The sequence below is a fragment of the Acidimicrobiia bacterium genome (genome assembly GCA_036271555.1).
GTDB lineage: Bacteria > Actinomycetota > Acidimicrobiia > IMCC26256 > PALSA-610 > DATBAK01.
In genome coordinates, this window is record DATBAK010000005.1 from 18,174 (window position 1) to 42,309 (window position 24,136).

Sequence of the window (24,136 nt, forward strand, 5' to 3'; positions counted from 1 at the left end):
CGGCGGGAGCCGGAACAGCATAGCGAGTCGCTACGCGGCGAGCCGGTGCCGGGCCGCGCGCAGGCGACGCAGGGCCGACTCCCTCCCGAGCAGCAGGATCGAGTCGTACACGGGCAGCCCCGCGGCGCGGCCCTCGATCGCCGCGTACACCGCGGCCATCACCTTGCGCGCCTTCACACCGAGCGCCTCGATCGCGTCCTTGAGCTCGACGCCCTCCAGCGTCCAGTCGCACGACTCGACGTGCGCGATCGTCGCGTCGAGCACCTCGACGCCCTTGTCGATCTTCTGCACCTTCTCCCACGACGCGTCGTCGATCGCGAGCTCGTCGTCGGGCGTGAAGAGGAACTCGGCCTGCTCCGCGATCTGCACGAACGTCGTCGCGCGCACCTGTCCGAGCGCGACCGCGGCTTCGAACACGCGCACGTCGAGCCGCGCGCCGTACCGCTCGCGCGCGAACGGCAGCACCGCGGCCACGAGATCCGGCAGCGCCATCGCGCGGATGTGCTCGCCGCTCAGCCATTCCAGCTTTTGGGCATCGAACGTCGCCGCAGCCTGGTGCACGCGCTCGAGCGCGAACGCGTCGACGAGCTCCGCGAGCGACAAGACCTCGCGATCGTCGGTGGGCGCCCAACCCAGCAGCGCGAGGTAGTTCACGATCGCCGCGGGCACGAACCCGGCGTCGCGATACTCCTCGACCGACACCGCGCCGTGCCGCTTCGACAGCTTCCCGCCGCCGGGCCCCATGATGAGCGGCAGGTGCGCGTACTGCGGAGGCTCACTCCCGCCGAGCGCGCGCCGCAGCGCGAGCACGCGGTGCGTCGAGTCGATCAGATCCTCGCCGCGCAGTACGTGCGTGATCTCCATGTCGAGGTCGTCGACCGCGTTGGCGAGGAAGAAGACGGGCGTGCCGTTCGACCGCACGATCACGAAGTCGCTCACCGTCGACCACGCGACCGACACGTCACCGCGGACGATGTCGGTGAACTCGCTGCGGCCGTCGTCGGGCGTGCGGAAGCGGATCGACGCGGCGCGACCCTCGGCGACGGACGCGGCGCGCTCCGCGTCGGTGAGGTTGCGGCAGCGTCCGTCGTAGCCGGGCGTGCGGCCCTCGGTGCGCGCGGCCTCGTTGCGGGCCTTGATCTCGTCCTCGGTGCAGAAGCACTCGTAGGCGTCGCCCTGGTCACGGAGCCGCTGCGCGGCCTCGAGGTAGCGGTCGAAGCGCGAGCTCTGGAGGATCGGGCCCTCGTCCCAGTCGAGCCCGAGGAAACGCAGCACGACCTGGATCTGTTCGACCGCCTCGCTCGTGGAGCGCACCACGTCGGTGTCCTCGATGCGGAGGATGAACGTGCCGCCGGTGTGGCGCGCGTAGAGCCAGTTGAACAGCGCGGTCCGCGCGTTCCCGATGTGCATGTTGCCGGTGGGCGCGGGAGAAAAACGAACTCTGCTCATGGTCGCACTCGCTCCGCTCGCCGCTCCTGACGCCTCAGCCTGCGAGTCGGGCGGCCCGCAAAGCGACCCGCCCGTTCCTGCGGGAACGATGTCATGAGGCGGGAGTCTACGAACGAGTGGCTTCTTGCTCGTCGAGCAGCTCGGCGAGCTCGGCGTCGACGTCGACGACGGCCTCGACGTGCAGACGGGGCACGATCCGGTCGAGCCACTTCGGGAACCACCAGTTCGCCGAGCCGAGCAGCTCCATCGTCGCCGGCACGAGGACCATCCGCACGACGCTCGCATCGATGAAGATCGCGAACGCGAGCCCGAGGCCGAACAGCTTCACGATCTGCAGGTCGCCGAAGATGAAGCTCGCGAACACCGTGATCATGATGAGCGCGGCCGCGGTGATCACACGGGCGGTCGCGGCGAGCCCGTCGGCGACGGCGAGCGCGTTGTCGCCGGTGCGGTCGTACTCCTCACGGATGCGCGAGAGCAGGAACACCTCGTAGTCCATCGACAGCCCGAACACGATCGCGAACAGCATCATGGGGATGAACGGTGCGATCGGTCCGGTGCCGTTCGAGCCGATGAGGCTGCCGAAGTGGCCGTGCTGGAACACCGTCACGACAACGCCGTAGGACGCGCCGATCGACAGCAGGTTCATCACCACCGCCTTGAGCGGCACGAGCAGCGAGCGGAACACCGCGAGCAGCAGCAGGAAGCTGAGCAGCAGCACCGCGCCGATGAACAGCGGGAGCCGCTTCGAGAATTGGTCGGAGACGTCGACGCCCGACGCCGTGAAGCCGCCGACGTACACCTGATCGGCCGAGGTGCCGAGCGCGTCGGGGATCACGTTCTTGCGGAGATCGTGGATGAGCGAGACGGTCTGCTGGCTCTGCGGTGACGACGACGGGATCACCTGAATCACCGCGGCCTCGCCGCTCGGGCTCGGCACCGCGGGACTCGTCGTCTTCACACCCGGCGTGTGTTGCAGCGCGCTCACGAGCGGCGCGAGGTCGGCGACGTTGCCGCGCGGCTCGAGCTTCGCGGCGAGGATGAGCGGACCGTTGAAGCCGGGACCGAATCCGTGCGCGAGGAGGTCGTAGGCCTGGCGCGTCGTCGTCGACTTGGCATCGTTGCCCGCGTCGTTGAAGCCGAGGTGCATGCCGAGCAGCGGCACCGCGAGGATCACGAGCACGGCGAGCCCGCCGATCGCCGCCGGCCACGGTCGCCGCTGGACGATGCGGCTCCACGTGAACCACATGCTCTTCCGGTGCGCGTTCTCGCGTCGGCGCCGGCCGGGAACGCTGAACTTGTCGATCGCGTGCCCTGCGAAGCCGAGCAGCGCAGGCAACAACGTGACCGACGCGAACATCACGAGCGCGACCGTGAGTGACGCGCCGACCGCGAGGCCGCGCACGAACTCCACGCCCATGAGGAACAGGCCGAAGAGCGAGATCACGACCGTGACCCCCGCGAAGAGGACCGCGCGTCCCGCGGTGTCGATCGCGAGCACGACCGCGGGCTCGGGCTCGAGCCCGTCGTGCATGCCCTGACGGAAGCGCGTGACGATGAACAGCGCGTAGTCGATCCCGACGCCGATCCCGATCATCGACGCGAGCTCGCTCGTGAAGTCCGGCGTCGACAGCACCCGCGAGAGCACCGCGACGAGCGACAGCCCGGTGCCGACGCCGAAGAGCGCGATCGTGATCGGCAGCCCCATCGCGAGCATCGAACCGAACGTGAGGAGCAGGATCACGGCCGCGGCCAGGAGTCCGATCGCGGCGGTGCCGCTCGGCACCCCGCCGGTCTCGAACATCTGCCCGCCGAGCTCGAAGCGGAGGTCCGGTGCGCGCGCGGCTTCGGTGTCGTGCACGATGCGATCCGTCGTGAGTTGATGGATCTGATCCGAGCTGAGGGCGAAGTCGATCGTCGCGTAGGCGACGGTGCCGTCGTTCGAGATCTGGCGCGCGCCCGCGGCCGTGTACGGCGACTCGACGTCGACGATGCCCGGCACCTTCTCGATCTGCGCGACGAGCGCGCCGACGCGACTGCGGACGTCGGCGCTCCGCACGTTGGTCGCGGCGAAGACGAGCTGTCCGGAGTCACCCGACCGCGAGCGGAAGTCGGCGTCGAGGAGATCCGCGGCCTTCTGCGACTCGGTGCCCGGCAGGCGCAGGCTCTCGGAGTACGCGCTGCCGACGGTCTTGCTGAGCACGATGCACGCGACGAGCACGAGGAGCCAGATCGCGAGGACCACGCGACGGTGTCCGTAGCACCAGCGCGCGAGGTTCCGCAGCATCAGAAAGTTCCTTCGCGTCGAGGGTCGGCCGGCGACCCGGGGATTGCAGTCATATCGGCAGGTCGCCCCGCCGCGTGCAACTCAGCCCAGCAGGTGCTTGGCGATGACGACCCGCTGGATCTGGTTCGTGCCTTCGTAGATCTGGGTGATCTTGGCGTCGCGCATCATCCGCTCGGCCGCGAAGTCCTTCGTGTAGCCCGCCCCACCGAGGAGCTGCACACAGTCGGTCGTGACCCGCATCGCGGTGTCGGACGCGAAGAGCTTCGCAGTCGCCGACGTGCGCGCGGTGTCGGGCAATCCGTGATCGAGGCCCGCGCAGGCGCGGTACACGAGGAGGCGCGCGGCGTCGACGTGCGCGCCGAGGTCGGCGAGCATGAACTGGACACCTTGGAAGTCGGCGATGCGTTGGTCGAACTGCCGGCGCTCGCCCACGTACTGCACCGCGAGCTCGAGCGCGCCCGTCGCGATGCCGAGCGCCTGCGCGCCGACGAGCGGACGGGAACGGTCGAGCGCGCCCATCGCGTAGTAGAAGCCGCGGTTCTCGTCGCCGATGAGGTTCTCGGCCGGCACCGCGCAGTCGTCGAGCACGACCTCTCCGGTCGGTGAGCCGCGCACGCCGAGCTTGCGCTCGAGCTTGCCGATGGAGAACCCGGCGAAGGTCTTCTCGACGACGAACGCGCTGATCCCGCGGTGACCGGCGTCGGGGCTCGTCTTCGCGAAGACCGTGTAGAAGTCGGAGACGCCGGCGTTCGTGATCCACATCTTGCGGCCGTTCAGCACGTAGTGGTCGCCGTCGCGCACCGCGCGGGTCGTCATGCCGGAGACGTCGCTGCCCGCGCCCGCCTCCGAGAGGCAATAGCTCGCCTGACACTCACCCGACGCGACGCGCGGCAGGTACTTCGACTTGAGCTCCTTCGAGCCGTTGTCGAGCAGCGCGGTCATGCCGAGCTTCGAGATGAAGGTGAAGAGCGACGACGACGCGCAGACGCGCGCGACCTCTTCGACTGCGATCGCGTGGGCGAGGATGCCGCCGCCCTGGCCGCCGTACTCCTCGGGGAACGGGAGGCCGGGAAACCCCGCGTCGCGCCACGCGTGCCACGACTCCCACGGGTACTGCTCGCGATCGTCGCACTCGGCCGCGTGGGGCGCGATCGCGTCCTCCGCGAGGCGCCGGACCGACGCCCGCAGCTCCTCGTACTCGTCCGGCAGCACGAACGGCGCGCCGCTCATCGATCCCCCGTTTGCTGACACCCGCGTCAGCAAACGGTACCGCCGCCCGTGCCCGCCTCTGGCATCCGGATGTCGCACCACGCGACATTCAGAGGCCAGGCGCGTGCCTGAGATCAGTGTGCGGCGGCGTCGATCGACTTGACCGTCTGCTGCCAGGCCGCGATCTCCGGCGCACGGTCGGTCGAGGGGCCCGCGCGCAGGAGCGAGTCGGGCACCAGGTCGACGAGGGCGCGGCGCACGGGATAGTGGTGCGCGGCGTCGTGAACGGATCGCGTCCGCCATGACCCGAAGCCCGAGTCGGCGGTGCCGTCGTAGCCGAGGATCTGGATCGCGAGCTCGACGTCGGGCATCACCGGTGCCCGGCCGAACGCCGCAGCCCGCTTCATCGCGACCTCGGCCACCACGCTCACCGCGTCTTCCGAGTGTTCGTGCGGCGCGAGCTGGAAGCGTTCGCGGACCCGACCGGCGAGCGTGTAGGCGTAGCCGACGTTCGGCCCCGGGCGGCCCCGCAGCGCGCCCTCGGGCGTGGCGGTGCCGATCTCCATCGCGGTCCGATCGCCCGGACGCGTCGGGCGCCAGCCTCGGGCCGGCGGGTAGCCGAGCCCCGGCGGCAGGTTCTGCTGCTGGCGCGGACGGTCGTCGAGATCGGGGGCGACGAAGGGATCGGTCGGCACGGCGGCGAGGCTACTTGGACCCCGCCGCGCCCGAGGCAAGCGGTCGAGCGGCGAGCGGAGCGAGCACGCGACCTCGCCCCGCTCCCGTCGCGCGTCAGGTCGGGCGAGCCTGCGAGCTCGACAGATCCGAGAGGAGGAGGCCGTAGACGATCGAGTCGAGCAGCGCCTGCCACGACGCCTCGATGATGTTCTCGTTGACGCCGATCGTCGTCCAGGTCTTGGTGCCGTTGGTCGAGTCGATGAGCACGCGCGTGACCGCGCCCGTGCCCTTCGTCGTGTCGAGGATGCGCACCTTGTAGTCGGTGAGCCGCACGTGCTCGAGCGCGGGCAGCGCGCCGTTCAACGCGAGCCGCAGCGCGGCGTCGAGCGCGTTGACCGGACCGTTGCCCTCGGCCGTCGCGATGTTGCGCTGGTCGCCGATGTGCACCTTGATCGTCGCCTCGGTGAACACCTCGATCGCGTCGCGATCGGTCGGGTTCGCGGAATCCCACGGCGCGCGGCCTTCGCGCGTCTCGACCCGCCACGTCTCGATCGTGAACCAGTCGGGTTTCCAACCCGTCGCCCGCCGCAGCAACAGCTCGAGCGAGCCGTCGGCGACCTCGAAGTGATAGCCCTCGTGCTCGAGTCGCTTGAGCGTCTCGACGACATCGTTGAGCTGCGGGCCGTCGAGCTCGAGGCCGAGCTCACGTGCCTTGAGCCCGAGCGTCGACTTTCCCGCGAGCTCCGAGACGACGAAGCGCGTGCCGTTGCCGACGATCTCGGGCGGAACGTGCTCGTACGCGTCGGGTCGTCTCGCGATCGCGCTGGTGTGCAGACCCGCCTTGTGCGCGAACGCGGAGTGACCGACGAACGCGGCCTGCGGGTTGAGCGGCATGTTGACGAGCTCGGCGACGTGGTGCGCGACCGCGGTGAGCCGTTCGAGGTTCTCGCGCGGGATCGTCTCGTAACCCATCTTCAGCGTGAGGTCGGGGATGATCGTCGTGAGGTTGCAGTTCCCCGTGCGCTCGCCGTAGCCGTTGATCGTGCCCTGCACCTGCATCGCGCCGCCGAGCACACCCGCGATCGCGTTGGCCACACCGGTGCCCGCGTCGTCGTGGAGGTGCACCGCGATGCCGACGTCGTTGCCGAAGTACTCGACGACCTCGCGCACGATGCGCTCCACCTGGTGCGGCAGCGTGCCGCCGTTGGTGTCGCACAGCACGAGCCGCATCGCGCCCGCGGTCGCGGCCGCTTCGAGCACGCGCAGCGCGAACTCGGGTGTGCGCGAGTAGCCGTCGAAGAAGTGCTCGGCGTCGAAGAGCACGTCGAGGCCCGACGCCCGCAGGAACGCGACCGACTCGCCGACCATCGCGACGCCCTCGTCGAGCGTCGTGTTGAGCGTCTCGAGCACGTGGTAGTCCCACGACTTCCCGACGATGCACGCGGTGCCGACCCCGCTCTCGACGAGGTTGCGCAACGAGTCGTCGACGTCGACCTTGCCCTTCACGCGCCGGGTCGAGCCGAAGGCGACGAGCGTGCTCGTCGCCAGCTTCAGCTCGGTCGGCACGCGCCGGAACAGCTCGTCGTCCTTCGGGTTCGCGCCCGGATAGCCGGCCTCGATGTAGTCGACGCCGAGCCAGTCGAGCTGCTCCGCGATCTTCAGCTTGTCCTCGACGGTGAGCGAGATCCCCTCGAGCTGCGACCCGTCGCGCAACGTCGTGTCGTAGACCTCGATCTTCTTGGTCGCGCTCGCTGCCGGCCCGGATACCCGGCCCGCGGGCGCTCGTCGCTCCTGCGAGCTCACTGCGCTCCTCCGTCGCTCCGCTCGGCGCCCGGTCGCAAACCGACGGCGACGCCGGATAGGTCATGCGTGCACATGTTCGAGCCAGTCCTTGTAGCGGTCGAGCTTGCCTCGGACCGCTTGCCCGTACGTCTCCTGGATCGCGCGCGTGATCGGACCGGGCTCGCCGAGCTCGCGGTCGTCGACCGAGCGGATCGGCACGATCTCCGCCGCGGTACCCGAGAGGAACGCCTCCTGCGCGGTATAGAGGTCGCTGCGCGCGATGTTGCCGACCTGCACCTCGAAGCCGAGGTCGCGTGCGATCGTCATCACCGACGACTGCGTGATGCCCTCGAGCGCGCCCGCGGCGACCGGCGGCGTGAACAGCGTGCCCTTGCGCACGACGAAGATGTTCTCGCCGGTGCACTCGCTCACGTAGCCCTGCGGCGACAGCAGGATCGCCTCGTCGTAACCGGCCTTCAGCGCCTCGACCTTCGCCATCGACGAGTTGATGTACATGCCCGTGCCCTTGGCCGCGGGCGGCATCGAGTTGAGACCGTGGCGCTGCCACGACGAGATCTTCATCTTCACGCCGTGCTGCATGCCTTCGTCGCCGAGGTACGCGCCCCACGGCCACACCGCGATCGAGACGTTCACCGGGCACGGCATGGTGTTGAGTCCCATCTCGCCGTAGCCGTAGTAGACGATCGGACGGATGTAGCACGCGGGCATGTTGTTCACGCGCACCGTGTCCTTCACGGCCTCGACGAGCTGCTCGACCGTGAACGGGATGTCGATCATGAAGATCTTCGCGGAGTCGAAGAGCCGCACGATGTGGTCGGTGAGGCGGAACACCGCGGCGCCGTCGTCGGTCTCGTAGGCGCGGATGCCCTCGAACACGCCGCAGCCGTAGTGCAGGGTGTGGGTGAGCACGTGGATCTTGGCGTCGTCCCACGCGACGAGCTTGCCGTCCATCCAGATCTGGTCGACCTTCTGAATTGGCATGACCGTTACACCCTTCCTGCGATGTCGTCGCCGAGCTCGCTCGTCGTGCCTGCTGTCTCCTCGGACGCCGCAACGGCCTTCCGTACCCTTGCGGCGGAGTCCGGCTCGTCGAGGAACTCGAGCATCATCGCCGCGCAGATGATCGCGGCCCGAGGGTCGGCCTTCCCGGTGCCCACGATGTCGGGCGCCGAGCCGTGCACCGGCTCGAAGAGCGACGGACCGGTCCGCGCCGGGTTGAGATTCGCCGACGCCGCGCGCCCGATGCCACCGGAGACGGCGCCCGCGAGGTCGGTGAGGATGTCGCCGAACAGGTTGTCGGTGACGATCACGTCGTAACGACCGGGGTCGGCGACCATGTGGATGCAGGCCGCGTCGACGTGGTTGTACGCGGTCGCGATGTCGGAGTACTCGGATGCGACCTCGTCGAAGGTGCGCTGCCAGAGATCTCCGGCGAAGGTGAGCACGTTCGTCTTGTGCACGAGCGTGAGGTGCTTGCGATCACGCGAGCGCGCGAGGTCGAAGGCGAAGCGCACGCAACGCTCGACGCCGAAGCGCGTGTTCACCGAGCCCTGCGTCGCGATCTCGCGCGGCGTGCCCTGGCGCAGGAACCCGCCCTCGCCCGCGTACGTGCCCTCGGTGTTCTCGCGGATGACGGCGAAGTCGACACCGTCGTTGAGCGCGCTCTTGCCGGCGCGGAACGGGCGCAGGTTCACGAAGAGGTCGAGCGCGAAGCGCAACTTCAGCAACAGCCCGCGCTCGAGGACACCGGGAGGAACGTCGGGTGTGCCGACCGCGCCGAGCAGGATCGCGTCGAAGCCGCGCAGCTCGTCGAGCACCGCGTCGGACAGCACCTCGCCGCTCCGCAGGTAGCGCGCGCCGCCGAGGTCGTACGACGTCGTGTCGAGCGCGACGCCGGCCGCGCGCACGACCTTCAATGCCTCGGCCGTCACTTCCGGCCCGATGCCGTCGCCGCCGATGACTGCGACCCTGTGCACGACGAGCGTCCTTTCCGCCGGCTGCAACCGGCTCAGACAACGAAAAACCGCCCACCAATGGTGGACGGTCGCCGCGAACGCCGGAGGTCCGGCGCCCGCTAGGAAATGACTACGACGAAGGAGCGGTGAGTCATTGCCGGCGAGTGTATCGGTCCTGGTGTCAGGCCACGCCGAGTTCTCGCGAGCCCCGACACGAGGACCGCTTCGCGGCAGTCAGCCGCTACCCTCGACGGATGGAGCAAGCACTCTCCCGCGATGCCCACGAGCGCCTCAGTCAGGAGCTCGAGGAGCGCACGACGCACGGTCGGCGCGAGATCTCGCATCGGATCGAAGAGGCTCGCGAACACGGTGACATCAAGGAGAACGCCGACTACGACGCGGCCAAGAACGAGCAGGGTCACAACGAGGCGCGCATCCGCCAGATCGAGGCGCTGCTGCGCGACGCGGTGATCGTCGAGCACACGAGCAACGGCGAGGTCGTCGCGGCCGGTGTGCTCGTGGAGCTGCGCTACGAAGGTGACGACGCGACCGAGACCTATCTCGTCGGATCGATCGAAGAGCGCCACGACGTCTACGACGTGCTGTCGACGAGCTCACCGCTCGGTCAGGCGCTCCTCGGCGCGAAGCCGGGCGTGACCGTGAAGTACGAGGGCCCCAAGCGTGAGCTCTCCGTCGAGGTCGTCAGCGTTCGACCCGGCTGACTCTGCGTGGACGCCGCCTCTACCGGCGGCGCTCGGCATACCGCAGCCGCGGGCCGACGCTCTCGCGACCGTCATGTACCGGCGGTTGAAGCGCGAGCTCGCAGTCGACGTCGTCGCGGTACGCCCCGCGTCGGTTTCCGTTCGTCGCGGCGACGTTCGCTCCGGGCGCGGGCTCGACTCAATGCGCACCGTTGCCGTTGATCGTCATCGCCTGGAGCACGTAGCCGCGCGAGCGGACGGTGCGAACCTCGAGTCCGATCGGCGAGAGCCGCCGTCGCAACCGGAGCATGTGCACGTCGAGCGCGTTGCGCGTCGGCAGACCGCCGGGCCACGCGCGCTGGGCCAGCGGCTCACGGCCGACGACCGCGCCGAGTCGTTCGACGAGCGCGCCCGCGAGCGACCGTTCGACGGGTGACAGCCCGACCCAGCGCTCGCGGAAGCGGATGATGCCGTCGCCGTCGAGCGTCGGGCGCGCGCCGTGCCGCTCGACGCCGCGCCGCAGCGCCGACGTGCGCGCCGCGATGTCGGTCTCGGCTGCGGGCAGGCGGACCCAGTCCTCGAGACAATCGGTCGGTGGGGGCGGCGGCGTGTCGCCGTCGAGGAGGAGCAGCCGGGGCACGCCCTCGGTGCGGAGCCGCTCGACGTATTCGAATTCGTCGGGCCAGCGCAGGATCTCGACGTCCATGGAGATCACGGTAAGGACCGTGTGTTTCCACTCCGTTTCGACCGGGTGACGCTACCGAGGCCGTTCGAGCGCGGCCGCGGCGGCGAGCACCGGCGCCGAGAGGCGCCGCCCGGGGTGCCGGCCGAGCCGTTCGACCGGTCCACTCACGCTGATCGCGGCGACCACCGAGCCGGCCTCGTCGCGCACGGGTGCGCTCACGCTCGCGACCCCGGCCTCGCGCTCGCCGACGCTCTCGGCCCACCCGCGCTGTCGGACCTGCGCGAGCGTCGCGGCGCGCACGGTCGGGAAGCGATCGGCGTCGGCGCCCCACGCGAGCAGGACCTTCGCCCCCGAACCCGCCGTCAGCGGGAGTGACGCGCCGAGCGGCACGGTGTCGCGCAGCCCACTCGGTCGCTCGGCCGAGGCGACGCACACCCGCCGGTCGCCCTCGCGCACGTAGAGCTGCGCGCTCTCGCCGGTCTCGGCGAGGAGCCCGTCGAGAATCGGGCCCGCGTCCTGCGCGAGGACGAGCGATCGCGCCGCCCGCGCCCCCCAACCGACGAGCCGGCCGCCGAGGCGGAGCCGGCCGTCGCCGTCGCGTCCGAGGAGGCCGTGGGCTTCGAGCGCGCCGACGAGCCGGTGGACGGTCGGGCGGGTGAGCCCGGTCGCGGTCGCGAGCCCTGCGACCCCGATCGGTCCCTCGTCGGCCACGATCGCGAGCAGCTGCACCGCGCGGTCGAGCGTCTGCACCGCGGTCGTCGGACCGGGCTCGGCTCGCCGGTCTATGCTGTCCAACATACAGATCAGTATTCCACAATGTGGACAAGCTCCGAGGTCCCGCCCATGCCGACCCTCTCCGAGAAGCTCTGGGAACGCCACGTGGTGCACCGCGCCGCGGGCGAGCCCGACCTCCTCTACATCGATCTCCACCTCGTGCACGAGGTCACGTCGCCGCAGGCGTTCGACGGCCTGCGGATGAACGGACGCACGGTCCGTCGCCCCGACCTCACGGTCGCGACCATGGACCACAACGTGCCCACGACCGGCCTCGACCGTCCGCTCGAGGATCCGATCTCCGCGGAGCAGATGGACGTGCTCGCGCGCAACGCCGCCGAGTTCGGCATCCGTCTCTACGCGATGGGTGACGCGGGCCAAGGCATCGTGCACGTGATCGGGCCCGAGCAGGGACTCACGCAACCGGGCATGACGATCGTGTGCGGCGACAGCCACACGTCGACGCACGGCGCGTTCGGTGCCCTCGCGTTCGGCATCGGCACGAGCGAGGTCGAGCACGTGCTCGCGACGCAGACGCTGCCGCAGAGCAAGCCGGGCACGATGCAGGTCACCGTCGACGGTGTGGTGCCGGCCGGCGTGACGGCGAAGGACATCGTCCTCGCGATCATCGCCCGCATCGGAACCGGCGGCGGGATCGGTTCCGTCATCGAGTACCGCGGCGGCGCGATCCGCGCGCTCTCGATGGAAGGCCGCATGACCGTGTGCAACATGACGATCGAGGCGGGCGCGCGCGCCGGCCTGATCGCTCCCGACGACACGACGTTCGCGTACCTCGAGGGTCGCCCGTTCGCGCCGAAGGGCACGGCGTGGGAGCACGCGCTCGACGACTGGCGCAGGCTCGAGACCGACAACAACGCGACGTTCGACACGTCGGTCTCGCTCGACGCCGCGACATTGCGACCGGGCGTGTCGTGGGGTACGAACCCCGGACAGACGATCACCATCGACGACGCCGTCCCCTCGCCCGACTCGTTCGCCGATCCCGACGCCCGCGACGCTGCGCAGCGCGCGCTGGGCTACATGGGGTTGAAGGCGGGCACGCCGATGCGCGACATCGCGGTCGACACCGTCTTCATCGGCTCGTGCACCAACTCGCGTATCGAGGATCTGCGCGCCGCGGCCGCGGTCGCGCACGGCCGACACGTGAAGCAAGGCGTGCGCACGCTCGTCGTCCCCGGTTCGATGGCCGTGAAGGTGCAGGCCGAGCGCGAGGGTCTGCACGAGGTGTTCCGCGCCGCCGGGTTCGATTGGCGCGAGCCCGGCTGCTCGATGTGTCTCGCGATGAACCCCGACAAGCTCGCGCCCGGCGAGCGCTGCGCGTCGACCTCGAACCGCAACTTCGAAGGGCGCCAGGGTCGCGGCGGCCGTACCCACCTCGTGTCCCCCGCCGTCGCCGCGGCGACTGCCATCGCCGGCCACTTCGCGACTCCCGACGACCTCGGAGCCATCTGATGAAAGCCGTTCGAGTCATCACGGGTCGGGGCATCCCGCTCACGCGCTCCGACGTCGACACCGACCAGATCATCCCGAGCGACTGGCTGAAGCGCGTGTCGCGCACCGGCTTCGGCGAGGGGCTCTTCTCCGAATGGCGCGAGGGCTCGGACTTCGTGTTGAACCAGTCGCGCTACGACGGGGCGACGGTCCTCGTCGCGGGTCCGAACTTCGGCGTCGGCTCGTCGCGCGAGCACGCGGTGTGGGCGCTGCAGGACTACGGGTTCGACGCGGTGGTGTCGCCGCGCTTCGGCGACATCTTCCGCAACAACAGCCTGAAGATGGGGCTCGTGCCGGTCGTGCTGCCGGCCGAGGTCGTCGAGCGCCTGCAGGCCGCGCTCGACGAGGATCCCGGCATCGAGCTCGTCGTCGACGTCGAGGCGCGCCGCTTCGCCGCGCCCGCGCTCGGCATCGACGAGCCGTTCACGCTCGACGACTTCACGCAGCACCGCCTACTCGAAGGTCTCGACGACATCGGCATCACGCTCACGCACGCCGACGAGATCACGGCCTACGAGTCGACCCGCCCATCGTGGGCGCCGTCGGTCGCGCCGTGACTTCTCGTCGCACTCGCTTCGCTCGCGGCTCCTGACGCCTCGACCCTCGATCCAGGCCGCGCTGCTCGCTCCGCTCGCGCGCTCATGCGGGGAACCGCGCAGGCCCCGTCAGACGGGCCGCACGCCCGAGAGCAGCGCGAGCTCGCGCCACTTCCAGAAGCACTCGACCTCCGCGAAGCCGAGGTCGCGCAGGCAGCCGAGCTGAGTCTCGAGCCCGACGAGCTGGTTCGCAGGATCCTCGTCCTCGGGCGTGATGCCGAGCTCGGCGAGGAACGCGGCGTGGAGCGCGGGCGTCGGCGACGCGACGTGCTCGAGGTTCGCGAAGCGGCCGCCCGGCGCGAGCAACGCGAGCACCTCGCTGTACAGCTCGCGCTGACGCGCCGGCGCGCAGTGGTGGATCGCAAAGCTCGACACGACGAGATCGAACTCGCCGAGCCCGTGCGGCAGCGGCTGCTCGAGATCGTGCGAGACGATCTCGACGCGCGCGTCGTCGCCGAAGCGGGCCCGCGCCCGCTCGAGCATCTCGGGCGAGAAGTCCATGCCGACACCGGTGGCCTCGGGCCGCGCGAGCAGCACGCGACCCAGTGTGAAGCCGTCACCGGTTCCGAGGTCGAGGACCCGCGTGACCGGCGCGGTCGCGGCGACGATCTCCGCGAGGACCGCGTGTCCCTCCTCCCGATGAGGAAGGGAGTCGCGATGCTCGAGGTAGTCGTTCGCCCAGTCCGGCTCGGTCCAGCGGTTGACGACGGTCACGGAGCAGCCGCAACGAGCGTGATCAGTGCGCGACACGACGCCGAAGCGCATGCGGATGCGACCATGATCACGGTCCGTCGTGCGCGCGGTCCTCCGCCGGCGCACCCCGTTCCCGCAACCGCACGATCTTGTTCACCGCGTTGAGGTAGGCGCGCGCCGAGGCCTCGACGACGTCGGTCGCGACGCCGCGGCCGGTCGCCTTGTGACCGTCGTGCACGAGCTGCACGACGACCGCACCGAGCGCGTCACCGCCGCTCGTCACCGACGACACCTGGAAGTCGCGCAGATCGCTCCGGACGCCGCTGGCCTCCGACACTGCGTTCATCGCGGCGTCGACCATGCCGTTGCCCGTGCCGGTCGCCTCGACCTTGCCGTTCGAAGTGTCGGCGAGGACGATGCGCGCGGTCGCGGGCACCGAAGTGCCGCCGTGTACCTCGAGCTCCGCGATCGAGAAGCGGTGCACGGCACCGGTGCCGAGCTCTTCGGCCACGATCGCCTCGAGGTCGGCCTCGGTGATGTCGACCTTGCGGTCGGCGAGCTCCTTGAAGCGCACGAACGCGGAGTTCAGCGCGTCGCCTTGCAGGTGCAGACCCATCTTCTTGAGCGTGTCGGAGAACGCGTGCCGGCCGGAGTGCTTGCCCATGACGATCTGAGCGGCTTCCTGACCGACGGTCGACGCGTCGATGATCTCGTAGGTCTCACGGTCGGTGAGCACACCGTGCTGGTGGATCCCCGATTCGTGCGCGAACGCGTTGCGACCGACGACCGCCTTGTTGAACTGCACGTGGTAGCCGGTGAGGCGGGAGACCATGCGCGACGTACGCGCGAGCTCTTCGGTCTGGACGCCGGTGTGCAGCCCACCGAAGTAGTCGCCGCGCGTCTTGATCGCCATGACGACCTCTTCGAGCGCGGCGTTGCCGGCGCGCTCCCCCAGTCCGTTCATCGCGCACTCCACCTGACGCGCGCCGCTCGCGACACCGGCGAGCGAGTTCGCGACCGCGAGACCCAGGTCGTCGTGACAGTGCGTCGACACGACGAAGTCGCCCTTGACGGTCTCGATGACGTGGCGGATCAGCTTGCCGTACTCCTCGGGCACACCGAAGCCGACGGTGTCGGGGATGTTCAAGGTCGTCGCGCCGTTGTCGACCGCGATCTGGAGCACCTCGCACATGAACTCGACGTCGGATCGGGAACCGTCCTCGGGCGAGAACTCGACGTCGTCGAGGTAACCCTTCGCACGCGCGATCGAGGCGGCCGTCTCGGCCTTCACCTGATCGGGCGTCATCCGCAGCTTCTTCTCCATGTGGATCGCGGACGTCGCGATGAAGATGTGGATGCGTGGCTTCGCCGCGTGGCGCACGGCTTCCCACGCGCGATCGACGTCGTTGAAGCCGGTGCGCGAGAGACCCGTGATGATCGGACCGCGCACGGCCTTCGCGATCGCCTCGACCGACTCGAAGTCGCCGTCGCTCGCGATCGGGAACCCCGCCTCGATGACGTCGACGCCCAGGCGCGCGAGCTGCTCCGCGATCTCGAGCTTCTCGACGACGTCGAGGGAGATGCCGGGCGACTGCTCGCCGTCCCGCAGCGTCGTGTCGAAGATCCGTACCTGGTCCATCTCGCCCTCCAAGGGGGGTCGGGTTCTCATTCGGCATTCGGGCCGATTGCACGATCCCGGGGCACGAAAAAGCCCCCCGGCCGGGAGGCGCGGGAGGCGTCTGCGAGCACCGGGAGGCGCTCGCGGCTACGTAAGGAGGAGTCCGTCGGTCAGAAAGTAGGTGCCGAAGACGTCACGCATAGCCCGGACAGTGTGCCCGTTCCCGGCGGGTCGGTCAAACACCGCCGGGACGACGAGCCGCAGAGCGCTCCTCAGAACATGACGACCGTGGCGCTGTTGATGCCGGTGGCCGCGGACGCGTTCCCCGCGAGGTCCGCGATCGTCGCGGGGGCCTTGTAGTTGATGCTGCCCGCCGACGGACCGGTCGCGACGAACGCGCATCCACTCGTGCACCCACTCGTGACCGTGACCGTCACGGTGCTGCCGCTCACCGCAACCGATGCGTTGTACGTGATCGTGCGTGTCCCCGACGCCGAGGTGACGTAGCCGGTCGCGTTCGTCGCGAGCGCGCCGCTCGTCACTCCGGTGATCTCGTACTTCGTCTTCTGACTTCCCGTGCGCGTCATCGTGAGCGTCGTCGTGCTGGGGACCGACGCGGGATCGATCGGTTCCGAGAACGTCACCGCGAACGTGTCGCCGACCGCGATCGTCCCGTCGTTGTTCGCGGTCGCGATGCTCGTCGGCGCCGGCTTCGTCTTGTCGTACGTGAATGTCGCCGACGACGTCACCGAGTTTCCGGCGACGTCGGTCGACGACACGGCCACGGTGTACGAGACGCCGTCGTTCAACTTCGAGGACGCGAGCGCGACGCTCCACGAGTTGCCCGAGCGCGTGAGCGGCGCATTCGCGACCGTTACCTTGAACGCGGTGCCGTTCCAATAGAACCCGTCGCTCGAACGCCGCACGGTCGCGGGTCCGATCGTCGCGACACCGGATGTCGCGTCGCTCACCGTGCCGCACACGCCGACCGTCGCGCACTGCACGGCCCATCGGTCCGGTCCGACGAACGTTCCGCTCGCGGGCGTGAACGACACGACGGGCGCGGTCTGGTCGATCATGACCGGCGTGCTCGCGGTCTTGACGGCCTCGGCGTTGCCCGCGTTGTCGACCGAGAAGTACTTGATCGTGTAGACGCCGTCGGCACTCAGGTTGACGTTCGTGCCGCTCGCCGAGCCGGTCGTCGGCGTCGAGCCGTCGGTCGTGTAGTGGGTCGCGGCGACGCCCGACAGGTTGTCGCTCGGCGACAACGTCACCGTCACCGCGCCTTGATGCCAGCCCGCGACCGCCGCGGTGTTGTCGGTCGTCGCCGGCGGCGTGGTGTCGTACGTGAACGAGACGGGTCCGGCCGTCAGGGGCGAGGCCGCCTGCGTCGCGCTCACGGTGTACACGGCGTCGGCCAGCGACGCGATCGACACCGACCAGGTTCCGCCGCCGCTGCACGGCGAGGTGAACACGTTCGCGCCGGGGTTCACGGTCGCGGTCACGGTCCCGTCGCCGACGGAGCACGTGCCCGCGACGGTCGGGTCGTTCGTCACGGCACCGGGTGCGGGCTGGTCGATCGTGAGCACGGGACCCGACGCCGTGACGACCGGCCCCGACAGCGTGCTGATGGCGCCGGCGGCGTCGACGAACTGCATGCGGAACTGGCACGTCACGTTCGCACCGCAGTTGTACGCCGGCGACGAGAACGGACCGGTGCCCGCAGGTGGATACGGGATCACGAGGCCCGAGTCGGACCAGCCCGCGTCGCTGCCGCAGCTCGCGGTGCACACGAACGCGACGTAGTGGCGACTGCCGGGGCCGGCGACGCCCGACTCGCTCGGACCCTGGAACTGCAACGTCACCTGGCCCGCGGCGGGGCCCTGGCTCGCGGTCACGGCGTAGGGCGCCCACGGCGACGGCTGCGCGGTCTTGAAGCCGCTGAACATCGTGTCGGTGCTGTCGACGCCGCGAATGCGGATCACGCACGTCGCCGTCGCGTCCGGGCAGGGAACGTTCGGGATCACGACGTGCGACGGACCCGCGGGCACGTCCGGCAGGTTCGCGAAGGATCCGGGACAGGTCAGGCTGCCACCGGGGATCGCGCACTCCGCGATTTCGTAGTGATCGGTCGGCCCGCCCGTGTTCGCAGCGTCGAACGACACGGTCATCGACGCGTTGCCGCTCCCGCGATCGACCGCGTTCACGACGACCGCAAGGTTGCGCGGGCTTCCCGGCGCGGTCGCGCCGTACGCGACGCGCGGTACACCGAGCGTCGCGATCAACGCGAACACACCCACAAGACCGAAGCTGCGTGCCGACGCGCGCATGCCCACCCCCGGATCGTGTTCGCCGCGGAGGGCGCCGAACCGGCCGGAGTGTATGAGTGCGCGCGCGCCGCACAGCGTGCGGAAAAACCCAATGAAACCGAGGCGAAAGGCTGCGCAAGCGATACGAAAGCTCGGAGCGGTGAGCGGAGCGAGCACGCGGCCTCGCTCCCTCCCGTCCCGCGTCGAGGAGCGCGAGCGGAGCGGGCGCGACCAGAGAGATCAGCCCAATTCAATGGCCTTTGCGTCGAAGATGCCGGGCCGCGAGCGAAGGTCGTCGATCACGGCGGCCGGCACGGCGGAGCTCGTGGAGATCGCCATCATCGCCGCGGCGCCCGACGCGCTGCGGCCGACGTCCATGTCCTCGATGTTCACACCCGCGGCACCGAGGACCGAGCCGACCATGCCGATGACACCGGGCACGTCGTCGTTGCGCACCACCAGCATGTGGCTCGACGGCGGCAGGTCGACGATGTGCTCGTCGAAGCCGACGATGCGCGGCGCGTCGGACTTTCCGTACAGCGTGCCCGCAACATGGGTCGGACGGCCGTCGGCGATGCCGCGCACGGTGACGAGGTTCACGTAGTCGCGCGCCGACGCAGAGCTCGTCGTACGCACGGTGACGCCGCGCTCCTCCGCGAGCTGCGGCGCGTTCACGAACGTGACCGGCTCGTCGACGACCTGCGAGAGCAGACCCTTCAACACCGAGAGCGTGAGGACGCGGCAGTCGTAGTCGGCGATGGCACCTTCGAAGTTGACGTCGACGGTCTCGGGCGCGGCGCCCGCGAGCGCGGTGAAGAGCCGGCCGAGACGTTCGGCCAGCGGCAGGTACGGCCGCAGTGTCTCCGCAGCTTCCGACGCGTTCACGTTCACGGCGAACGGCACGAACTCGCCGTTGAGCGCGAGCACGACCTGCTCCGCGATCGTGTTGCCGGCCTTGTCCTGCGCCTCGACCGTCGACGCACCGAGGTGGGGTGTGACGACGACGGAGGGCAGCTCGAACAACGGGGACTCGGTGGTCGGCTCCGTTGCGAACACGTCGAGCCCGGCACCCGCGATCACACCGTCGCGCACCGCGTCGGCGAGCGCGGCCTCGTCGACGATGCCGCCGCGCGCGGTGTTGACGATGCGCAGCCCCGGCTTCGCCTTGGCGAGCACCTTGGCGTTGATGAGGCCGATCGTCTCGGCCGTCTTCGGCAGGTGCACGGTCACGAAGTCGGCTTCGGCGACGAGCTCGTCGACCGACGCGACGAGCTGCACCCCGAGCTGGCGCGCACGATCGGCGCTCACGAACGGGTCGTACGAGATGAGGCGCATGCCGAAGGCGCTCGCGCGCTGCGCGACGAGCACGCCGACGCGTCCGAGGCCCACGATGCCGAGCGTCTTGCCGTTGAGCTCGACGCCTTCCCAGCGACTGCGGTTCCACCGGCCCGCGACGAGATCGGCGTGGGCTTGCGGCACGTTGCGCGCCTGCGCGAGCAGCAACGCGAGCGTGTGCTCCGCGGCCGAGAGCACGTTCGACTGCGGCGCGTTCACCACCATCACGCCGCGGCGCGTCGCCTCGGCCACGTCGACGTTGTCGAGACCGATGCCCGCGCGACCGACGACGACGAGGTCGGGCGCGGCCGCGAGCAGGTCGGCGTCGACCTTCGTCGCGCTCCGGATCACGAGCGCGGCGACACCGGGCATCACCGCGATGAGCTCGTCCTTCGACAGCCCGATCTGCTCGTCGACGACGAGCCCTTCCTCGCGGAGCAGGTCGAGGCCGCGCGCCGCGATGGGCTCGGCGATCAGCACGCGTCGGGATTCAGCCACGCCGTCTCCTCAAACGTTCGGTTCTCACGACCCGAGCGCGGTCGCGATCCGGCGCAGACCTTCACCGAGGTCGTCGTCGCCGAGCGCGAAGGAAAGCCGGGCGTAACCGGGAGCACCGAACGCCTCGCCCGGAACGATGGCGACCTTCGCGGTGTCGAGCAGGAGCGCGCAGAGGTCGAGGGTCGACGCGATCGTGCGGCCGCCGATCTCGCGTCCGAGCAGCGCCTCGAAGGACGGGAAGCAGTAGAACGCGCCTTCGGGCTCGAGACAGCGGACGCCGTCGATGCCCTGTAGCAGGGAGTGCATGAGGCGACCCCGGCGCTCGAACGCGTCGCGCATCTCCCCCACTGCGACGAGGTCGCCGGCAACCGCGGCGAGCGCGGCGCGCTGCGCGACGTTCGAGACATTCGACGTGGAGTGCGACTGGAAGTTGATCGCGGCGGCGGTGACGTCGGGTGGCGAGATCATCCAGCCGACCCGCCAACCGGTCATCGCGTACGTCTTGGCGACACCGTTGAGCACGATGCAGCGCTCCGCGAGGTCGGGCACCATCGTCGGCAGCGACGAGAACCGGTGTTCGCCGAACGTGAGGTGCTCGTAGATCTCGTCGGTGATCACCCAGATGCCGCGGTCGAGCGCCCAGCGGCCGATCGCCTCGACCGCTTCGGGGGCGTAGACGGCGCCGGTCGGGTTGCTCGGCGACACGAAGAGCAGCGCCTTCGTGCGATCGGTGCACGCGGCGTCGAGCTGGTCGACCGTGGCGCGGAAGCCCTGCGCCTCGCCGGTCGGCACGACGACGGGCACGCCGCCGCCGAGCGTGATCGCCTCGGGATAGGTGGTCCAGTACGGCGCGGGGCACAGCACCTCGTCGCCCGGGTCGAGGAGCACCTGGAACGTCGTGTACACCGCGTGCTTGCCGCCGTTCGTGACGAGCACCTGGCCCGCGGCGACGTCGTAGCCGGAGTCGCGTTTCGTCTTGTGCGCGATCGCCTCGCGCAGCTCGGAGATGCCGGGCGTCGGCGTGTAACGGTGGTTGCGCGGATCACGACACGCCGCGACGGCCGCGTCGACGATGTGCGCGGGCGTCGGGAAGTCGGGTTCGCCGGCGCCGAAGCCGATGACGTCCTCACCCGCGGCCTGCAATGCCTTGGCCTTGGCGTCCACCGCCAGCGTCGCCGATTCCTTGATCGCGGCGATCCGCTGGGAGATCCGGCTCATCGGCGCCCATCCTGCCACGACCCGCTCGGCGGACCGGCACCGATAACCTCGTTCCGATGGCCCTTCGAGCCGGCCGGGGGCTGGCCGCGTTCTCGTGCTGCCTTGCCGCGCTCGTCCTCGGGGTGAGCCCGGTCGTCGGCGTCACCCACGCGAATGCCGCGACCGTCACCGCGCCGCCGCCCCACGCGTGGATCGTCGCCGACGCGATCTCGGGCGCGATCCTCTCGGAGCACGACGAGCACGTCGCGTTGCCGCCCGCGAGCACCACGAAGGTGATGACCGCGCTCACCGCCGTCGAGCGTCTGCCTCCGAACGCGATGATCCACGTGACGGCCCAGGCCGCGAACCAACCCGCGAGCAAGATCAACATGCAGGTCGGGCAGGCGTGGAGCTTCACCGACGCGCTCGCGTCCCTGCTCATCGTCTCCGCGAACGACTCCGCGTGGGCGATCGCGCTCCAGACGTCGGGCACGGTCCAGAACTTCGTGAAGGCCGAGACCGCGACCGCGACGCAGCTCGGGTTGCGCGACAGCACGTTCGCCGACCCCGCGGGTCTCGACGACGGCAACGCGTACGGCGGCGGGCCCGTCATGAGCGCGTACGACATCGCGATCTCGACCCGGAACGCGCTCTCGGTTCCGCTGCTCGCGAACCTCGCGGGGGCGCCGGAGTTCTCGTTCGTCGGCCCCGGCGGGATCCAGCACCACCTCACGAACCACAACAAGCTGGTGAGCGAGCACCTCTACGCGGGGGCCGACGGGTTCAAGACCGGCTTCACGAACAAGGCCGGCCACACCCTCATCGCGACCGCGACCCGGAACGGCCGCACGCTGATCGCGGTCGTGCTCGACACCGTCGACGCGTACGGCTGGGCCGAGAACCTGCTCGATCAGGGCTTCTCGCACTCGGCGGCGCCCGGCACCGACGGCAGTCTCCCGCCGGTGCGCGTCGTCACGTACGCACAGCGGTCCGCGCAGCTCACCGGGTTCCGGCAGCTCGCGACGGGTTCCACAGGATCTGCGGGTGCGGCCCTCGGGTCGGCGTCGCCGACGACGCCGACGACGACCGCGGCGCCCACCGCGACCAGCGGCCATCCGACGACGGCGAACGGCGCGGTGGGCGCGCCACTCGGGAGCGCGGCGTCGACCGCGGCGAAGAAGGCCGGTCACGGCTTGTCGCGGAAGACGATCGTGATCGTCGTCCTCCTGCTCGTGCTCGCGCTCCTCTATGTCCTGCGGGTGCGCGCGGTTCGTCGCGCCCGTGCGCGTCGCCTCGCGCGCCGCCGGGAAGCGCGCGAGATGATGCGACGAGGCTCGTTGCCGATCGTCGACGGTCGCTATCGAACCGGGACGCGCGTCGGGAAGCCGGTCGAGTCGCACGTGCAGATCACACGCGAGGATCCCGACCGCCGCGCCTACGGGACGCGGTAGCTCGGACTACGGCGAGACGAGCTCGGCGGAACCCTCGGACGCAAGCGTCGGCAGATCGGCGAGGCGGGCGTCGTTCGAGAAGACCTCGATGATCGGCTGCGCGAGGCCGAGCCGCTTCTGCAGCACGCGGACCGAGTTCTCCTCGTTCCACATCGACAGCGACACCGCGACGCCGGTGGCGCCGGCGCGGGCCGTGCGACCGGAGCGGTGGAGGTACGCCTTGTGATCCTCGGGCAGGTCGTAGTGCACGACCACGTCGACGGCGTCGATGTCGAGGCCGCGCGCCGCGACGTCGGTCGCGACGAGTGCCTGCACCTTGCCCTTCGTGAAGTCGGCGAGCGCCTTCTCCCGGGTGCCCTGGCGCAGGTCGCCGTGGATCGCGGCACAACCGATCTTCTCGCGCTCCAGGTTCCGCACCAGCCGGTCCGCGCCGCGCTTGGTGCGCGTGAAGATCAGCGTGCGGTCGTTGTTGCGCACGATCGTCGCGACGACCTTCGTCTTGTCCATCTCGTGCACGAGCAGGAACGCGTGGGCCATCTGCTCGACGGTGAGCTCCTCCGACACGACCTCGTGCGCGACCGGGTCCTTGAGGTAGCGACGGACGATGCGGTCGATCGCACCGTCGAGCGTCGCCGAGAAGAGCATCGTCTGGTGGTCGGACTCGATCTTGTAGAGGAGCTTCTGCACCTGGGGCAGGAAGCCCATGTCGACCATGCGGTCGGCCTCGTCGAGCACGAGCGCCTCGACGTCGCCGAGGAACATCTCGCCCCGCTCCATGAGGTCGATGAGACGACCCGGCGTGCCGATCACGATGTCGACACCGCGCTGCAGCGCACGGATCTGGCGGTCCATCGACACGCCGCCGTAGACGGCGACGACGCTGCGGTCGCGCACCTTGGCGAGAGGCTCGAGCACCGAGCTCACCTGGTTCGCGAGCTCACGGGTCGGCAGGAGGACGAGGGCCTTCGGGTACTTCGGTCGAGCCGTGCCCACGCGCTCGATCAGCGGGATGCCGAAGGCGAGGGTCTTGCCCGACCCGGTCTTCGCCTTGCCGCAGATGTCGCGGCCGGCGAGCGCATCACGGATCGTGAGGGCCTGAATCGGAAAGGGTTCGGTGATGCCGTCGGCGTGCAGGGCCGCGGTGAGGTCGGCGGAGACGCCGAGCGCCTCGAATCCAGTCGGGGTCACGGTGTCGCTTTCGTTCGTGGGACGGGGACACCACCGGCTCCGGTGGTGATGGGTCACGCCTACAGGCGGCCCGGTCCCTGACGAACGCGCGTCGTGAGAGCGAAACGAATGAGGATGACCCCACGAGCGCGAATCCGTGCTCGCGACGTTCACGGTACCACGGGGCGCGGCCGGGACCGCGCCTGCGGTCGTCGTCCCCGC

19 protein-coding genes are annotated in these 24,136 nt (G+C 69.9%); 4 read left to right on the forward strand and 15 right to left on the reverse strand.

Annotated elements, in window-relative coordinates:
- Nucleotides 1-30: 30 nt before the first annotated feature.
- The 7 genes from gltX to VH914_02360 all read right to left on the reverse strand — a co-directional run bounded on the left by gltX (nt 31) and on the right by VH914_02360 (nt 9,399).
- Nucleotides 31-1,449 carry a glutamate--tRNA ligase gene (gene gltX / locus VH914_02330; GenBank protein HEX4490016.1) on the reverse strand — a complete coding sequence of 473 codons (1,419 nt, stop codon included), beginning with the start codon at nt 1,447-1,449 and terminating at the stop codon, nt 31-33.
- A 106-nt stretch (nt 1,450-1,555) separates the two neighbouring features.
- Nucleotides 1,556-3,736, reverse strand: a complete 2,181-nt coding sequence (locus tag VH914_02335; GenBank protein HEX4490017.1) for an MMPL family transporter — start codon at nt 3,734-3,736, stop codon at nt 1,556-1,558.
- A gap of 81 nt (nt 3,737-3,817) precedes the next feature.
- Nucleotides 3,818-4,966 carry an acyl-CoA dehydrogenase family protein gene (locus VH914_02340; protein ID HEX4490018.1) on the reverse strand — a complete coding sequence of 383 codons (1,149 nt, stop codon included), beginning with the start codon at nt 4,964-4,966 and terminating at the stop codon, nt 3,818-3,820.
- 113 nt (nt 4,967-5,079) lie between these two features.
- Complete coding sequence (locus VH914_02345) at nt 5,080-5,640, reverse strand: hypothetical protein (protein ID HEX4490019.1); 561 nt, start codon at nt 5,638-5,640, stop codon at nt 5,080-5,082.
- Between the two features lie 94 nt (nt 5,641-5,734).
- Complete coding sequence (gene cimA / locus VH914_02350) at nt 5,735-7,423, reverse strand: citramalate synthase (protein ID HEX4490020.1); 1,689 nt, start codon at nt 7,421-7,423, stop codon at nt 5,735-5,737.
- 60 nt (nt 7,424-7,483) lie between these two features.
- Entirely contained in the window at nt 7,484-8,404 is a 921-nt protein-coding gene (locus VH914_02355) for a branched-chain amino acid transaminase (GenBank protein ID HEX4490021.1), read from the reverse strand.
- A gap of 5 nt (nt 8,405-8,409) precedes the next feature.
- On the reverse strand, nt 8,410-9,399 hold the full coding sequence (locus VH914_02360; GenBank protein HEX4490022.1) for a 3-isopropylmalate dehydrogenase: 990 nt from the start codon (nt 9,397-9,399) through the stop codon (nt 8,410-8,412).
- Nucleotides 9,400-9,632: 233 nt separating this feature from the next.
- Here VH914_02360 and greA point away from each other — a divergent pair, with 233 nt between their 5' ends.
- Nucleotides 9,633-10,100: a transcription elongation factor GreA gene (gene greA, locus VH914_02365; protein ID HEX4490023.1), complete on the forward strand. Its 468-nt coding sequence runs from the start codon at nt 9,633-9,635 to the stop codon at nt 10,098-10,100.
- 178 nt (nt 10,101-10,278) lie between these two features.
- Here the strand turns inward: greA and VH914_02370 are convergent, their stop codons facing one another.
- Together VH914_02370 and VH914_02375 are read right to left on the reverse strand one after the other, a co-directional pair.
- Entirely contained in the window at nt 10,279-10,785 is a 507-nt protein-coding gene (locus tag VH914_02370; protein HEX4490024.1) for a helix-turn-helix domain-containing protein, read from the reverse strand.
- A 51-nt stretch (nt 10,786-10,836) separates the two neighbouring features.
- Nucleotides 10,837-11,562, reverse strand: coding sequence for an IclR family transcriptional regulator (locus VH914_02375; protein HEX4490025.1), 726 nt, complete (start codon nt 11,560-11,562; stop codon nt 10,837-10,839).
- 45 nt (nt 11,563-11,607) lie between these two features.
- Here VH914_02375 and leuC point away from each other — a divergent pair, with 45 nt between their 5' ends.
- Nucleotides 11,608-13,011 (forward strand): 3-isopropylmalate dehydratase large subunit, encoded by a 1,404-nt coding sequence (gene leuC / locus VH914_02380; protein ID HEX4490026.1) that lies wholly within the window; start codon nt 11,608-11,610, stop codon nt 13,009-13,011.
- Nucleotides 13,011-13,607 carry a 3-isopropylmalate dehydratase small subunit gene (gene leuD, locus VH914_02385; protein HEX4490027.1) on the forward strand — a complete coding sequence of 199 codons (597 nt, stop codon included), beginning with the start codon at nt 13,011-13,013 and terminating at the stop codon, nt 13,605-13,607. Before leuC ends, leuD begins: the two co-directional genes overlap by 1 nt.
- A gap of 108 nt (nt 13,608-13,715) precedes the next feature.
- Here the strand turns inward: leuD and VH914_02390 are convergent, their stop codons facing one another.
- The 5 genes from VH914_02390 to VH914_02410 all read right to left on the reverse strand — a co-directional run bounded on the left by VH914_02390 (nt 13,716) and on the right by VH914_02410 (nt 21,317).
- Nucleotides 13,716-14,360 (reverse strand): class I SAM-dependent methyltransferase, encoded by a 645-nt coding sequence (locus VH914_02390; GenBank protein ID HEX4490028.1) that lies wholly within the window; start codon nt 14,358-14,360, stop codon nt 13,716-13,718.
- 67 nt (nt 14,361-14,427) lie between these two features.
- Nucleotides 14,428-15,978, reverse strand: coding sequence for a 2-isopropylmalate synthase (locus tag VH914_02395; GenBank protein HEX4490029.1), 1,551 nt, complete (start codon nt 15,976-15,978; stop codon nt 14,428-14,430).
- 251 nt (nt 15,979-16,229) lie between these two features.
- Entirely contained in the window at nt 16,230-18,287 is a 2,058-nt protein-coding gene (locus VH914_02400; GenBank protein HEX4490030.1) for a chitobiase/beta-hexosaminidase C-terminal domain-containing protein, read from the reverse strand.
- A 219-nt stretch (nt 18,288-18,506) separates the two neighbouring features.
- Nucleotides 18,507-20,099, reverse strand: coding sequence for a phosphoglycerate dehydrogenase (serA, locus tag VH914_02405; GenBank protein ID HEX4490031.1), 1,593 nt, complete (start codon nt 20,097-20,099; stop codon nt 18,507-18,509).
- 24 nt (nt 20,100-20,123) lie between these two features.
- On the reverse strand, nt 20,124-21,317 hold the full coding sequence (locus VH914_02410; protein ID HEX4490032.1) for a pyridoxal phosphate-dependent aminotransferase: 1,194 nt from the start codon (nt 21,315-21,317) through the stop codon (nt 20,124-20,126).
- 56 nt (nt 21,318-21,373) lie between these two features.
- On the opposite strand from VH914_02410, the gene VH914_02415 reads away from it, so the two are divergent.
- Entirely contained in the window at nt 21,374-22,747 is a 1,374-nt protein-coding gene (locus tag VH914_02415) for a D-alanyl-D-alanine carboxypeptidase (GenBank protein ID HEX4490033.1), read from the forward strand.
- Between the two features lie 6 nt (nt 22,748-22,753).
- Here VH914_02415 and VH914_02420 read toward each other — a convergent pair whose 3' ends face one another.
- A complete protein-coding gene (locus VH914_02420; protein ID HEX4490034.1) occupies nt 22,754-23,935 on the reverse strand; it encodes a DEAD/DEAH box helicase in 1,182 nt (393 codons plus the stop codon).
- Between the last annotated feature and the right edge of the window lie 201 nt (nt 23,936-24,136).

Excerpts from the sequence above, each read along its gene's own strand:
- leuD (HEX4490027.1), top strand. The coding sequence starts at position 13,011 with ATGAAAGCCGTTCGAGTCATCACGGGTCGGGGCATCCCGCTCACGCGC.
- VH914_02410 (HEX4490032.1), bottom strand. The coding sequence starts at position 21,317 with ATGAGCCGGATCTCCCAGCGGATCGCCGCGATCAAGGAATCGGCGACG.
- gltX (HEX4490016.1), bottom strand. The coding sequence starts at position 1,449 with ATGAGCAGAGTTCGTTTTTCTCCCGCGCCCACCGGCAACATGCACATC.
- VH914_02370 (HEX4490024.1), bottom strand. The coding sequence starts at position 10,785 with ATGGACGTCGAGATCCTGCGCTGGCCCGACGAATTCGAATACGTCGAG.
- VH914_02415 (HEX4490033.1), top strand. The coding sequence starts at position 21,374 with ATGGCCCTTCGAGCCGGCCGGGGGCTGGCCGCGTTCTCGTGCTGCCTT.
- greA (HEX4490023.1), top strand. The coding sequence starts at position 9,633 with ATGGAGCAAGCACTCTCCCGCGATGCCCACGAGCGCCTCAGTCAGGAG.
- VH914_02335 (HEX4490017.1), bottom strand. The coding sequence starts at position 3,736 with ATGCTGCGGAACCTCGCGCGCTGGTGCTACGGACACCGTCGCGTGGTC.
- VH914_02340 (HEX4490018.1), bottom strand. The coding sequence starts at position 4,966 with ATGAGCGGCGCGCCGTTCGTGCTGCCGGACGAGTACGAGGAGCTGCGG.
- leuC (HEX4490026.1), top strand. The coding sequence starts at position 11,608 with ATGCCGACCCTCTCCGAGAAGCTCTGGGAACGCCACGTGGTGCACCGC.
- VH914_02375 (HEX4490025.1), bottom strand. The coding sequence starts at position 11,562 with ATGTTGGACAGCATAGACCGGCGAGCCGAGCCCGGTCCGACGACCGCG.
- VH914_02395 (HEX4490029.1), bottom strand. The coding sequence starts at position 15,978 with ATGGACCAGGTACGGATCTTCGACACGACGCTGCGGGACGGCGAGCAG.
- VH914_02400 (HEX4490030.1), bottom strand. The coding sequence starts at position 18,287 with ATGCGCGCGTCGGCACGCAGCTTCGGTCTTGTGGGTGTGTTCGCGTTG.
- VH914_02355 (HEX4490021.1), bottom strand. The coding sequence starts at position 8,404 with ATGCCAATTCAGAAGGTCGACCAGATCTGGATGGACGGCAAGCTCGTC.